This window comes from Puniceibacterium confluentis (assembly GCF_007923445.1).
In the GTDB taxonomy this organism is placed as follows: domain Bacteria; phylum Pseudomonadota; class Alphaproteobacteria; order Rhodobacterales; family Rhodobacteraceae; genus Puniceibacterium; species Puniceibacterium confluentis.
This window is the reverse complement of the sequence record NZ_VOJI01000033.1, coordinates 19,095-30,912: the sequence shown is the minus strand read 5'-3', so window position 1 is coordinate 30,912 and position 11,818 is coordinate 19,095. Positions and strand designations below refer to the sequence as shown.

Annotated in this window: 13 protein-coding genes and 1 pseudogene; 1 reads left to right on the top strand and 13 read right to left on the bottom strand. The window is 66.1% G+C overall.

Annotated elements, in window-relative coordinates:
* The 8 genes and pseudogenes from FOY53_RS20575 to FOY53_RS24090 form a co-directional block, all read right to left on the bottom strand.
* Positions 1 to 272, bottom strand: a 272-nt coding sequence (locus FOY53_RS20575; RefSeq protein WP_222435306.1) for a hypothetical protein, incomplete at its 3' end; no start/stop codon positions are given.
* Complete coding sequence (locus FOY53_RS20570) at positions 272 to 958, bottom strand: AAA family ATPase (RefSeq protein ID WP_146592187.1); 687 nt, start codon at positions 956 to 958, stop codon at positions 272 to 274. The genes FOY53_RS20570 and FOY53_RS20575, both read right to left, overlap by 1 nt.
* Before the next feature lie 448 nt (positions 959 to 1,406).
* Positions 1,407 to 1,589, bottom strand: coding sequence for a hypothetical protein (locus tag FOY53_RS20565; RefSeq protein ID WP_146592186.1), 183 nt, complete (start codon positions 1,587 to 1,589; stop codon positions 1,407 to 1,409).
* A gap of 197 nt (positions 1,590 to 1,786) precedes the next feature.
* Positions 1,787 to 2,833, bottom strand: coding sequence for a glutathione synthetase (locus tag FOY53_RS20560; protein ID WP_146592185.1), 1,047 nt, complete (start codon positions 2,831 to 2,833; stop codon positions 1,787 to 1,789).
* 9 nt (positions 2,834 to 2,842) lie between these two features.
* Positions 2,843 to 4,717: a peptidase MATCAP family protein gene (locus FOY53_RS20555; RefSeq protein WP_146592184.1), complete on the bottom strand. Its 1,875-nt coding sequence runs from the start codon at positions 4,715 to 4,717 to the stop codon at positions 2,843 to 2,845.
* On the bottom strand, positions 4,714 to 5,535 hold the full coding sequence (locus FOY53_RS20550) for an N-formylglutamate amidohydrolase (protein WP_146592183.1): 822 nt from the start codon (positions 5,533 to 5,535) through the stop codon (positions 4,714 to 4,716). Before FOY53_RS20550 ends, FOY53_RS20555 begins: the two co-directional genes overlap by 4 nt.
* 136 nt (positions 5,536 to 5,671) lie before the next feature.
* Positions 5,672 to 5,794, bottom strand: a complete 123-nt coding sequence (locus tag FOY53_RS24095) for a hypothetical protein (protein ID WP_342784310.1) — start codon at positions 5,792 to 5,794, stop codon at positions 5,672 to 5,674.
* 76 nt (positions 5,795 to 5,870) lie between these two features.
* Positions 5,871 to 6,026, bottom strand: a pseudogene (locus FOY53_RS24090) (PRC-barrel domain-containing protein); the annotation flags it as partial.
* A gap of 578 nt (positions 6,027 to 6,604) precedes the next feature.
* Between FOY53_RS24090 and FOY53_RS20540 the strand changes: the two are divergent.
* A complete protein-coding gene (locus tag FOY53_RS20540) occupies positions 6,605 to 7,675 on the top strand; it encodes a replication initiator protein A (RefSeq protein ID WP_146592182.1) in 1,071 nt (356 codons plus the stop codon).
* A 22-nt stretch (positions 7,676 to 7,697) separates the two neighbouring features.
* Here the strand turns inward: FOY53_RS20540 and FOY53_RS20535 are convergent, their stop codons facing one another.
* From FOY53_RS20535 to FOY53_RS20515, 5 genes are all read right to left on the bottom strand, one after another.
* A complete protein-coding gene (locus FOY53_RS20535) occupies positions 7,698 to 7,916 on the bottom strand; it encodes a hypothetical protein (protein WP_146592181.1) in 219 nt (72 codons plus the stop codon).
* A 150-nt stretch (positions 7,917 to 8,066) separates the two neighbouring features.
* Positions 8,067 to 8,756: a rhomboid family intramembrane serine protease gene (locus FOY53_RS20530; RefSeq protein WP_146592180.1), complete on the bottom strand. Its 690-nt coding sequence runs from the start codon at positions 8,754 to 8,756 to the stop codon at positions 8,067 to 8,069.
* A gap of 71 nt (positions 8,757 to 8,827) precedes the next feature.
* On the bottom strand, positions 8,828 to 10,435 hold the full coding sequence (gene xrtD / locus FOY53_RS20525; RefSeq protein ID WP_146592179.1) for a VPLPA-CTERM-specific exosortase XrtD: 1,608 nt from the start codon (positions 10,433 to 10,435) through the stop codon (positions 8,828 to 8,830).
* Positions 10,436 to 10,645: 210 nt separating this feature from the next.
* Complete coding sequence (locus FOY53_RS20520) at positions 10,646 to 11,209, bottom strand: VanZ family protein (RefSeq protein WP_146592178.1); 564 nt, start codon at positions 11,207 to 11,209, stop codon at positions 10,646 to 10,648.
* 5 nt (positions 11,210 to 11,214) lie between these two features.
* Entirely contained in the window at positions 11,215 to 11,748 is a 534-nt protein-coding gene (locus FOY53_RS20515) for an acyltransferase (protein ID WP_222435305.1), read from the bottom strand.
* Positions 11,749 to 11,818 lie beyond the last annotated feature (70 nt).

The following is an 11,818-nucleotide window of genomic DNA, read 5'->3' as shown; positions in this document are numbered from 1 at the left end:
ACCGAGGCCGACGGCTTCAACACCCGCGACGTCCTGCTGGAGCTGTTCCGCGCCATGAACCTCGACCCGCGCAAGGGCGCGGCCGGGGTTTGCGGCACAGCCTGCGGCACGGCCGCCCTGGCCTCGCGGCTGCGAAACCCCGTGGCCTCTGCCGCCCGCTGCGCCGTGCCGGTTTCGGGCCGCCGCGGCGGCGGCGCGCCGACCGCCCAGTCCGCCGGGTCAAAGCCATCGAGATCGTCGTCAAAGCCGATGTCGGCGCGCGCCCGGGTCATCATGCGGCCCCCCGCGTGGTCATCGCCTCGCGCAGCCGGCTCAGCACCTCTGCGGTGAAGGCGCCGGCGTTCTTGCAGGCGTTCTCGAGGTTGGACACCTGCGCCGGAACCAGATCGCGCAGCAGCCCGCCATAGTCAAAGATGTCGCGATAGGCCGCGCGTTCGACAATCGGCGTGCCGAACACCGGAATCCCCGCCTTGTCGAGCTGGGCGCGCACGTTCTTGAGCGAGCGCGAGGCGACCGCCGCACTGGTCCGGGTCATCAGCACCCCATGCGGGATCGACCGGCGCGCCATGCGTTCCTGATTGCGGATCAGCCGGATCATCTTGGCCGCGCCCTTGGCATCCATCGAGCCGCCCTGGGTCGGGATCACCACCAGATCCGACATGCCGATGGCATTGGCCACCATCAGGCTGGCGGTGCCTTCGAGATCTATGATCACGAACTGGGTCGTGGCGGCGGCGGCGTCGATCTGATCGACAATGCTGTCCTCGGTCACATCCGAGATGATGCGGATGTTGTCGGGCCGGCCGGGCAGGTCGGCCCATTGCGAGATCCAGCGCTCGGGATCGGCGTCGATGATCACGATGCGGGCGTTCCGGCTGGCCAGTTCCGACGCAAGCAGAAGGGCGGCCGTGGTTTTGCCGGCCCCCCCCTTGGGGTTCGCGAATGCAATGACGGGCAAGGTCTATCCTTTCGTTGTCACCTTGAGGGCGACGCGCAGAGACGTCGCTGTACATGGCGGCTGGCAGACCGTGCGGAGAGTCTATTCAGATCGGTGCAGGGTGTAAACCGCTAGCTTCCGGCTAGCTACCCAATAGCTATCCGGAAGCTAGCGGCTAGCGAACGGGAAACCCTATGCAGCAATCAATCCACTGGCTACCACCACCTGTAGTGGTAGCTATCCGGAAGCTACCGGATAGCTACCGGATACCGCTTTTCGAATGAACTGACCTTCGATCTCTGCTGCCAAGGACGCGGGCCGTGTCCGTTGCAGCATTCGGCCGGTCCCGGGGGGCCGGCATGGCGCGCGCATGCAGGCAGAGCCTCCCCCGCGGGCAGGGGGCGGCGTCCGTGTGCCGCGCCGACGGCGCGCGGGCCGTCGTCTGCGGCGGCCTCGGGTCGCCAGAGCCTCAGCTGTGATTGGCGCCCTTCATCTGCCGGACGGCGGCTCTGATCGCCCGCCAGGTTCTGGCCTGGTCCTCGTCTCCGGCAGCTTCGTGTTCGTGCTGGCGCTGCGCGGCCTCAAGTTCGGCCTTGTCGCCATGCGCGCCGTAAAGCGCGTGGGCATATTCGCTGACTTTCGTCATCTCCATCGTGCATTCTCCGTTTACCAAAGGCTGCTTTCCGGTCCTGCGGTCCACAACTCATGCGTGAACCCGCGAGGCTGCCTATAGCACATTTCAGCGGAAAATTCGATCTGCGCCGCGGGGCAGGGGCCCCCGCAGCCCGGTGACAGGCCGCCGATGGCAAGAGCCGGAGGGGCGCCAGGTCCCGTCAGCCGCGTCAGGGCTCAGAGCACCGCCAACTCCCGGTTCGACAGGTTGCCCTGGCTGCCCTCCCGCATCTCCAGCTTCTTTTCCAGCGACTTGATGACCGTTTCGGCAAAGTCCACGCCTTCCAGGTCACAAATGCTCCACAGGCCGCCGGGCGTGAACACGTTGATTTCCAGGATCTTGTCACCGACGATGTCCAGCCCGACCATGAACAACCCGTCATGGATCAGCTTGGGGCGCACCAGCTCGGCCACGGCCAGGATTTCGTCGGTCATCTCGACCTTCACGGCGGTGCCCTTGGCGTGCATGTTCGAGCGCACATCCCCCTTGGCCGGCACCCGGCGCAGCGCCGCATATTTGCCGTCGCGCTCCAGCGGGGTGCCGTTCATCACAAAGACCCGCACATCGCCGTCCTTGGCCTTGGGCATGAAGCCCTGCGCGATCATGTAGCCTTCCTCGCTCACCGCCTCGAAAATCTGGTTGATGTTGGCATCGTCCGGCCCGTCGATCTTGAAGACGTTCTTGCCGCCCGATCCCTGCAGCGGCTTGATGATGACGCCCTTGGGCTGGGTGTCGATGAAATCGCGGATCTCTTCGAGGTTCTTGGAGATGAGCGAGGCCGGGCGGGCCACCTCGGGGAACCCCTGCAGGTACAGCTTGTTCTGCGCCAGCGCGAGCCCGTCGGGGTCGTTGACCACCAGCACGCCCCGGTCCGCCGCAAGGCGTCCGAACATCGGCCCGGCCTGGGCGGCCCAGGGATGGGTTTCGGCATCCTGAGAGGGATCGTTGCGCAGCATCAGCACGTCGATTTCGGTGATGTCGATGGTTTCGCGGCGGGATTCGTCCGACTGCAGCGCCTTGTGCAGGGTTTCCACCTTCTGGAAGGATTTTGTCGGCAGGTTGAGGACATTGGCGTGCAGGGTGTCATCGGCGCGCAGGACAAAATCCCCGGGGGTGATGTAGCAAACCTCGTGCCCGCGCGACAGGGCCGCAAGCGCGAAGACCGTGGTGGTGAAGTGGGGATATTCATCCTTGATGGCATTGACGAAGAAGGCGATACGCATGGCGATTTCCTATTCTGAAACAAGGTCGGCGGGCGACAGACCCGCGGCGGCGGCAGCAAGGCGGTCTCTGGCGGGCCCGCCATTTAGAAACGCGGGGGTGATCGGGGGGGTGGTCAGCAATCCGCGGGCGGCCAGCTCTTCGATCTGCGGGAATTGCGCCTTGGCGAATTTGCCCAGCCAGTAGGGGGTGAGCGAGCGGCCCGCCGCGAGGTGGTCGAGGATGTCGCGCAGGCCGCGCAGATAGATTGCGTCCTTGGCCAGACCGCCCGAGCGGTAGAGCCGCACCGTCAGGTTGAAGGCGGCACTGTCGGAAAAGCCATGGTCCCGCGTCAGCATCCGGTAGGTTTCGACAAACTCGGCCCCGTCCAGCATCGCCGCACAGCCGACAACCCGCGCCGCCAGCAGCCGGAGACGGCCCGCTGTCAGCCCCCCGGTCAGGTATTCCGCGAAAACCGCCAGCCCCTCCTGGATGCTCTCGTAGCCCGCCAGCCCGGTGCGGAAGATCCGCAGGCCCTGGGCGTCACCGGTGAAATAGGTCATCAGATGCACGCCGATCTCATGGCTCAGCAATGCCTGCACCCGGTCGCGTGTCATCCGGGTGCTGCGTGAGATCATCAGGCAGGGCCCCGAGACCATCATGCCCGCCGGCAGGTCGTCGCGGATCACCACCTCGGCCTCGAACCCGGCATAGGCCGCACGGTAGTCGGCGATCATCTGACGGGCGGCATCGCGCAGCTCGTAGCAATCGACATGCCCCTCCAGACCGCCCTGTCCCCGGGACGCCTGCCCATTGCGGCGGGGCAGTGCCAGGATGTCGTGGGCCGCGCTCAGAAGCGCCTCTTCGACCGGACCGTAGAGCAGTCTGCCCGCCTCGCGGAAGCGGGGCGTGTCGCGCAGGTCGATCGCCGTCAACTGCAGGTCAAGCTCGCGCTGTCTGTCGCGGTAGATCCCCGAGAGCAGGGGATCCTCGAGGTTTTCGAAGGCGATGGAATGCAGCGCCGCCTTCTGGGCGTCGATCTCCATTGTCAGCGGGCGGTAGAGCAGCTGCGGCGCGCGTTCCTCTCCCTGCTCCCGGAACCTCTGCCAGGCGGCCGTGGTGTTGATCGGCGTCACCGCCATCAGGAAATCGAACGCGTTGCAGACGGCGTCCATCTGCCGGTCAAGTTTGCGGACCGCATCCACAAAGGCGCGGCGCCCGAGGGCGCGATGGGTCTGCGGGCACAAGGCGCCGCTTTCACGCGAAAATGCCGCGGCCGCCTGCAGCAGGGCGTCAAAGATGTTTTCGATCAGCCGTTCCCGCAGCTCGGTATAGACCGCGTCACTTTCAGGCTGCCGGTAGATCGGAGCGAACCGGATCGACAGCAGCCCGATCTCCGGAGACAGCCTGCCAAGAGCGCCGCCGTCCGGGCGCTCGGCCACGGTGCGGGACAACACCGGTGAGCGGTATTTCACGGTGACACCCTCGATGGCACTTGCCGCCGCCTCCAGGGCGGCGCGGGTCTCGGCGCGCGGCTCTGCCCTCAGGGCGATCTCGAAGTCGGGCAGGCTGGGGCTGTCGTCGGTCAGCAGGGTGTCCCGCTCGAACTCCGCGACCTCGATCACCAGAAACGCGCCGAACCGTTCGATCATCGCCTGACCCACCCGGTTCAGCGCCGCCGTATCCGCGGCCAGGTCGGGGGAGACGAGATAGGAGGCATGTGCCGCGGCAATGTCGGAGGCCGCCTGCCGCGCGCCGTCCTGTTGGTGATGCACGCATATGAACGGCAACGGCCGGTCCATGTGAAGCCGCCCGCCCGAGGGCAGGGTCTCGCGCACCGCCTGCGCGTCCCCGAGCGCCGCAACGATGGCTGCGAGCGGGTCACTGCTCTCTGCCGCCTGTGTCATGACATCTCTGCGACGATGCCCTCGAGCAGTGGCAGCGTCGAGCGGATCATGCCCCGCATGGCGACAAGCGCTTCCCGGTCGGGTTTGCCGCTCCATTCATCCATGAAGAACTTCTTGAACTCGATCGCGATGGCGCAGCCGGTTTGCGGAAAGGTCTCGTGAATGAACCGGGTCTGTTCACCCTTGCCCTGGAAGGCCACGTTTTCGCGCACGTCCATCCTGTGGCCGCGGAATTCGAACGTCCGCAGCTTTTCGATGAAGGGGTCCACGACATGCGCCCATCTCCCGCGGTCCATCGAGGCGGTGCCGATGTTGATCTCGGGCATGGTCTCGGGGTCGGCCGCAGGCGCCTGCGGCCCGTCGCGGCGGTGGTTGTAGCTGTGGATGTCCAGCACGATGAAGTGCCCGTACTGCTCTTCGAGCTCGCGCAGCATGGTCCTGAGCATGATGTAGTAATGGTCATGCATCTGCAGCGATTGTTTCACCACCTCCTCCGAGGGCTCGGTTTCCCAGACCTCGAGACCCCAGGATTGCTCGGGCGACAGGTACACCGCCTTGTCACGGGCGCGGTTGAGGTCGACGGCGAACCGCGACCGGTGAAAGGCGATGCGGTTGGGCAGGTCGCGAATGGTGAATTCGGTGAACGGATCCTCTTCGCGCAGCCGGTCCTCCTCGGGCAGGGCCATCTGGTCCTCGAGGTCCGGGCTGACCTCGTGGCCGTTGTGGATCGCGGTTCCCAGAACCGGAGAGGCCCCGCGGTGGATCGTGAACCAGTCGCGGTCATCGGTTCTGAGCGCAACTCCCTGCTCTGTGGACATTGTCGTCTCCTGCACTGCACGTGGGTTCGCCCTCAGCGGGCCGAATGTTGTGGACCGGATGCTCTGGAATGACCGGAGCACCGGGCGCAACCGGACGCGGCCCCGGGGTGGGGCGCGTCCGGACTTCGCGGCAGGATCAGAGCCAGTACATCGGCGCGCCATAGTGGTTATGGGCGCGCTTTTCCCAGTCGCGGTCGCCATGCCAGTTGTCCCGGTGCTCGGGGGCGTCCTTGACCTGCTGTTCGGTGATGTCGGTCACATAAGCCGTGCCTGCGGGTGTCGTAGCGCAGCTTGCCCCAGGGGACAGGACGGTGCTCTTCCCCCAGGCCGAGAAACCCGCCAAAGCGCATCACGGCGTAGGCGACCTTTCCCGACAGCTTGTCGATCATCAGGTGATCGATCGAGCCGATGTGCGACCCGTCGCTGCCGTAGACTTCGGTGCCGGTGACGTCAGACGATGAAACCAGACTTCCGTGTGTCGAATGATCCATTTCCGTTCCTCCAGAGTGATGGGAAGACAACGGTGAATCGGGTCATCAGTTCCGCCGGTACAGCGCTGACGGCGAGACCTTGCCAGTGGGCCCGGGTTTCCGCCAGCACCGCCCTGGGGATAACAGCGATGTTTGCCGGCCAAGGCGCATGGCTATTTCTTCAAAGCCTTTGAGGCCAGGTCTGTTTTTGTCCCGGGGTTTGCCTCGGGGTGCGAATCGCGGATCCTCGCGACCGCTTTCCTCAGCCTGCCAGCCGATTCGTGATGCCTGCAATTCCGGGGGGTGTGTTTATTTGTGTTTAATATGTGTTTAGGGTCCAAAAACACCCGGCAACCCTCTGATCATAAAGGGTATCATGACACCTTCGGTTCCTGATACCCCGAATCTCGGTTCCTGTTCTCCGCGATTCGGTTCCTGTTCTCCGCGATTCGCATTTAATTCGAATCGATTCGAATCGGCGCCATTCAAAACCCCGGGGCGCTGCCGAAAACACCTTTGTGAAACGCTCCCGGCGGATAGCGGTTCCTGAAACCCCGAATTGGCTTGACACCCGGTTCCTGATACCCCGAATATGGGCCATGGTTCCTGATACCCCGAATATCCTCGATCAGCTTCTGCCCGACCGCCATCCGCAGGCGGACTTCTTCATCTGCGATGTCGCGGACGCCATCCTCAAGGACCTGATCCCGCAGATGGAACACCCGTTCTATGTGCTGTCGAAAAAGCCCGAGACCGCGGTGCGCCGCTATGAACACGGCGACAAGTGGCTCGAGGTGATCCCCTCGGCCAAGGGGCAGGCGACGATCTACGACAAGGACATCCTGATCTATGTCGTCAGCCAGATCATGCACCGCATCAACCGCGGCGAAAAGATCGAACGCCGGATCCGCTTCAACCCGCGTGACCTGCTGATCTTTGTGAACCGCGGCACCGGCGGCAAGGATTACGATGCCTTCTGCGAGGCGCTGGACCGGCTGATGGGCACGGTGATCAAGACCAACATCACCACCACCGGGGGGGATCAGGACGACGTGCCGCTGGGCGACGAGGAACGCCTGGGCTGGTTTCACCTGATCGAGAGCGCCCATATCAACCGCAAGAACAACGAGGCGGGAGGACGCATCATGTCGGCCGAGATCCAGATCAGCGAATGGATCTTCAACGGCATCCGGCGCAAATCGGTGCTGACCCTGCACCGCGACTATTTCCGCCTGCGCAAGCCGATCGAACGCCGGGTCTACGAGATTGCCCGCAAGATGTGCGGCGCGCGCCCCGAACTGGAAATCGGTCTGGAAAAGCTGCTCAAACGCACCGGTGCGCGCACCGAGCTCAAGCGGTTCCGCCACACCATCCGCGAGATCGCGACCCACAACCACCTGCCCGACTACCTCGTCGCCTTTGACGAGGTGCGCGATATGGTGATCTTCAAGGGGCGGGGCACGGTGGTGGCGATCGACCCGGCCGAAACCGTGCGCATCCCGCCACTGGATCCGGAAACCTATGCCCATGCGCGCCGTGCGGCGCCGGGCTGGGATGTGCGGGTGCTGGAGCAGGAATGGCGGTCCTGGGCCGATCAGATCCCCAAGAATGCCGATGCGGCGTTTCTGGGCTTCTGCAAGCGGCGGTTCGAAAGCGCCTCGCTGCGCTGATCCCTCCGCTGCCGGGCGGGACTCAGGCCGGTTGGGCCGACCCCTGAGGCGCGGTCCGGGCCGGGCGCTGCCGCTGGATGGCGACAATCATCACCAGCACGGTCACCGGCCAGGCGACACAGGCGGCAAGGCTGGCACCGGCAAGGACAACACTGGTGTTGCCGCTGCGCTTGCGTTCGGCGCGGGTCATGCCCAGCGCGAAGACTGCGACACAGATGTAAAGGGCGATCAAAAGGGTCATCATGGCCGACGTCTCGCTTCCTGTTGCAGGTCTGAAAGAGTGGCTCCGGTCCGGATCTGGCCGCGGGTGCTCTTTCCTTGCCCTACATTTGCCGGATAAAAAGGCAGAATTGTGCCGTCGCCGTGGCAGGGCAAAGATTATCCCGGCGGATCAGCCGCGCCGGGCGACAGGCGCCGGGCGCAGCAGGGCCAGCACCGCGCCGCTGAGGAAGCCGCCGGTATGGGCCTGCCAGGCGACCGGCGTGCCGATCAGGAACCGCCCGCCGATGTCGAACAGGATCAGCGCCCCGGCGCAGGCCAGCAGCCGCAGAAGCTGGGCCAGGGGCCGGGGGGCGGCCTTGGGGCCCTGCGGACCCAGCAGGCCGGAATCGACGCACCAGGCCCCCAGCAACCCGAACAACGCCCCCGAGGCGCCCGCCATCGTGGCGTGCGGCGGACCGGCCAGCGCAAACATTCCCGCCGCGCCGAGGCTGGCCAGCAGATAGATCGCCCAGAGCCCGGCGGCCGGGCGCCGCTCAAGCGTCAGCCGTCCGAGATAGAGCAGCGCCGCCAGGTTGCCGGCAAGGTGCACTGGACCGGTGTGCAGCACGCCATAGCTCAGGAACATCAGCACCGGCTGGGCGGCAAAGACCGGCTGCGCGGCGCCGGTCAGCAGGTCGGGCTGGAACGCCCCCAGCCGGTAGGCCAGCAGCCGCAGATAGGGCGGCCCGGCCAGACCCAGGTCCGCCAGCAGCAGCACCAGCCCCGGCAGCAGGCTGGCCAGCAGCAGCACCAGCAGCGCCGGCGGCCAGGGCAGCCAGCGCGAGGGATGTCTGGGAGGGGGCGGGGCAGGGGCGCTCATGCCGTGGGTGCGCCCTCAGGCGCGGCGGGGATGCAAGCCCGCGGCCGGGCCGGCGGAACCGCGCGCGGGGCTCATTCCGGGATGAACCGCGGCAGGCGGGGCAGCAGTTCGCCCATGAACCCCTGCAGGCGGGCGTCGGCCTCGGCCTCGGCCTCGCCGCGAAGGATCGGCGTGACAAAGCGCACCAGCGCGCCATCGGTGCGCCCGATGGTCAGGCTGTCCCAGACCACATCCGCCTTGGCCAGATAGTCGTTGGTCATGCGTTTGCCGCGCTGTTCGAACCAGTAATAGACCAGCTGCCGCGACAGCCCCTTTTCGATCACCGCGCGGTTCAGGGTGAAGCTGCCATAGACGGTGTCGCGGACCGTCACCTCGGTCGGGTCGATGGAAAACACCTCCCAGCCACCGACCGGCAGGCAGACTTCGGGGGAATGGATGCCCGAGCCTTCGGTCTGCTTGTCGTAATAGGCGGCAAAGAAGTTCACATAGGCCTCCGGCTGGCCGGGCCGGGCAAAGACCGCGTTGATGTGATCCGAGGCGTTCAGCACCTTTGCGGTTTCGGGCTCCAGCGGGATGGTGAAGCTGTTCCAGTCGCCGATGCCGCGCGGAAACAGGGCAAAGCTGTCGCGCCCGGGCAGCACCCGGTCCGGGGCCGGGGTCAGCAGAAAGGCTGCCGTCACCGCAAGGCTGGTCAGGGTGGCGATGACGATGCCGCGCGCCGGGGCAATCGACAGCACCCGCGCCGCCTGTGCCCCGAGCCCGTCGAAATCCATGTCGATGGTGTCGCGCAGCGACAGCGGGCTGGGCGTCAGCCGCTGCAGCAGCACCGCCGTCAGAAACAGGATCGCGATGCAGGCGCCGAAGATCACCCAGCCTTCAAAGAAATGCAGAAAGCCTTCGGCCTGACCAATGCCGTAACTGTTGACCAGCACGCCGATCATGCCGATCCGGAACGAGTTCATGAACACCGTCAGCGGCGCCGCCATCGCGAACATCACCACCTTGTGCCAGAACGGCCCGCGGTAGAGGATCGCGAACAGATAGCTGAACGACAGGATCGGGAACAGGTAGCGCAGGCCCGAGCAGGCCTCGGCCACCTGCAGCTTGTAGACGCCGAGGTCGATCACGTTGCCCTCGAGGAACACCGGGATCCCCGCCAGTTCGATGAACCAGACCCCCAGCTCGGACGACACCAGCTGCAGAAAGATCGTCAGCTGCCAGTAGACGAACTGCGGCAGCGGCAGCATGAACACCAGATGCAGCACCGGCAGCTGGTGGGTCTTGCCGCGCTGCCAGCCAAAGCCGGTCAGCACCACGCCGCCCACCCAGACGATCAGCGCATAGGTGACCACATCGGGGATCTGCACCAGGTTGCCGAAGATGCCCAGCACCAGCCCGGCCGCGATCACCAGGATGCCGGGCCAGCGGTTCACCCGCGCACCCGGGTCGTGCGGCGGTGCCTGGCGCAGCTCGCGCAGGAACAGATACAGCGAAATCAGCGGGATCAGCGGCCCGTGGCTGTATTCCGGCGTCAGCCAGGCGGCGCCCAGCGACTGGAACCCCAGCCAGAAGATCGGCAGCGCCACAGCGATGAGGGCTGCGAACAGCACTATCCCGAGGGGATTGACCGACCGCTGAAAGGGCAGGGCGAGGCGGCGGGGGCTGGTGGCATCTGACATCGGGCGGGTCCGGCTCCTGGCAAACATGAACACATGCGGAACGGATTGGCCGCACCTGCGGCTGTCATACCAAGATCCCCGCAGGGAAGCGAACCTCGGGCGCCGCGAACGGGCCAAGACTGCGCGGCTGTGTCCCCCGGGCCGCGCATCGGCCGCCAGAGGGCGGCGCACGCCCCTGCCGCCAGGCGCCCGTACCCGTCGGCGCGCGGCTTACGGCGCGCGCCGGCGCCACCACAGGGCGCGGGCCAGCGCAAACCCCGCGATCACCCCCGGCGCGTTCAGCAGCAGATCGTCGACGTCGAACTGCCGCCAGGCGCAGGGCCACAGCCCCCAGAAGCCGGTCAGCTGCGTGAGCTCGACGCTCAGGGTCAGCAGCACCCCGAACAGCGCCGCCGTGCGCAGCCGGCTGGCATGGGCGGCCAGCGTCATGCCGATCACGCCGCACAGCAGGAAATTCATCGCCGCCGCCGCCAGGGTCCGGTTGCGCACCATTTCGAGCCAGCCGGCGCCGCGGCGTTCGAGCCGGGCAAAGGTCTCGAGGAAATGCATCGGGATCAGCTGCGGTGTGGCGCCGGGCACCGGGCAGCTCATCGTCGCCGGATCGGGAAACGGATGCTGGGTGAGAAAGACAAAGGTCAGCGTGCTGAACAGGAACGGCAGCGCCCGCCAGCCGGGAAACCGCCCGCCCAGCCGTGCCAGCCCGAGCAGCACAAGGCTGGCGATGCCGCCATACAGCAGGGCCAGCCCGCCGAACCCCAGAACCCAGGCCCCCATGACGCTCAGTCGTCCGCCGCCGGGGTGTCGGCGGAGGCCCCGGCGGGGGTGCCGCGCTCGGTCATCCGGCCGAAATTGGTGGTCATGATGCCGGTGCGGATGACCCGGGCCGGGTTGCCGGCGACGATCGACCGGGACGGGACGTCTTTTGTCACGATGGCCCCGGCCGCGACGATGGCGTGATCGCCGATGGTGACGCCCGGCATCACGATGCTGCGGGCGCCGATGCCGCAGTAGCGCCCGATCCGGGTGTGCAGGTGTTTGCTGGCCGCCATGTCATGGGTCAGGATCACCGCGTCGAAATTCACCGCACTGCCTTCGCCGATGTGGATGCCCTGCGGATAGGTCCGGTCCAGCACCGCCTTGAGCGAGACCAGCGAAAACGGGTGGATGTCCATCTTCCAGACCTTCACCAGATACAGCCGCCGCACCAGCAGGAACACGTCGCGCAGCCGGGTGCGGCACGTGGCCAGAAGACCGTATTCGCGCATCGCCTCAAGGAAGGTATCCTTGGTCTTGCCGGTGTACCGAAACGCCATCTGCCTGAAACTCCCTCGTTTGCCCTGATAACCCTGCTCCGGCCCGCGCGACCAGTGTCGGCGCAGGCCG

Bases quoted from the DNA above. Each gene is read 5' to 3' on its own strand.
- FOY53_RS20520 (WP_146592178.1), bottom strand. From the start codon at position 11,209: ATGGGGGCCTGGGTTCTGGGGTTCGGCGGGCTGGCCCTGCTGTATGGC.
- xrtD (WP_146592179.1), bottom strand. From the start codon at position 10,435: ATGTCAGATGCCACCAGCCCCCGCCGCCTCGCCCTGCCCTTTCAGCGG.
- FOY53_RS20530 (WP_146592180.1), bottom strand. From the start codon at position 8,756: ATGAGCGCCCCTGCCCCGCCCCCTCCCAGACATCCCTCGCGCTGGCTG.
- FOY53_RS20560 (WP_146592185.1), bottom strand. From the start codon at position 2,833: ATGCGTATCGCCTTCTTCGTCAATGCCATCAAGGATGAATATCCCCAC.
- FOY53_RS20535 (WP_146592181.1), bottom strand. From the start codon at position 7,916: ATGACCCTTTTGATCGCCCTTTACATCTGTGTCGCAGTCTTCGCGCTG.
- FOY53_RS20540 (WP_146592182.1), top strand. From the start codon at position 6,605: ATGGTTCCTGATACCCCGAATATCCTCGATCAGCTTCTGCCCGACCGC.
- FOY53_RS20515 (WP_222435305.1), bottom strand. From the start codon at position 11,748: ATGGCGTTTCGGTACACCGGCAAGACCAAGGATACCTTCCTTGAGGCG.
- FOY53_RS20565 (WP_146592186.1), bottom strand. From the start codon at position 1,589: ATGGAGATGACGAAAGTCAGCGAATATGCCCACGCGCTTTACGGCGCG.
- FOY53_RS20555 (WP_146592184.1), bottom strand. From the start codon at position 4,717: ATGACACAGGCGGCAGAGAGCAGTGACCCGCTCGCAGCCATCGTTGCG.
- FOY53_RS20550 (WP_146592183.1), bottom strand. From the start codon at position 5,535: ATGTCCACAGAGCAGGGAGTTGCGCTCAGAACCGATGACCGCGACTGG.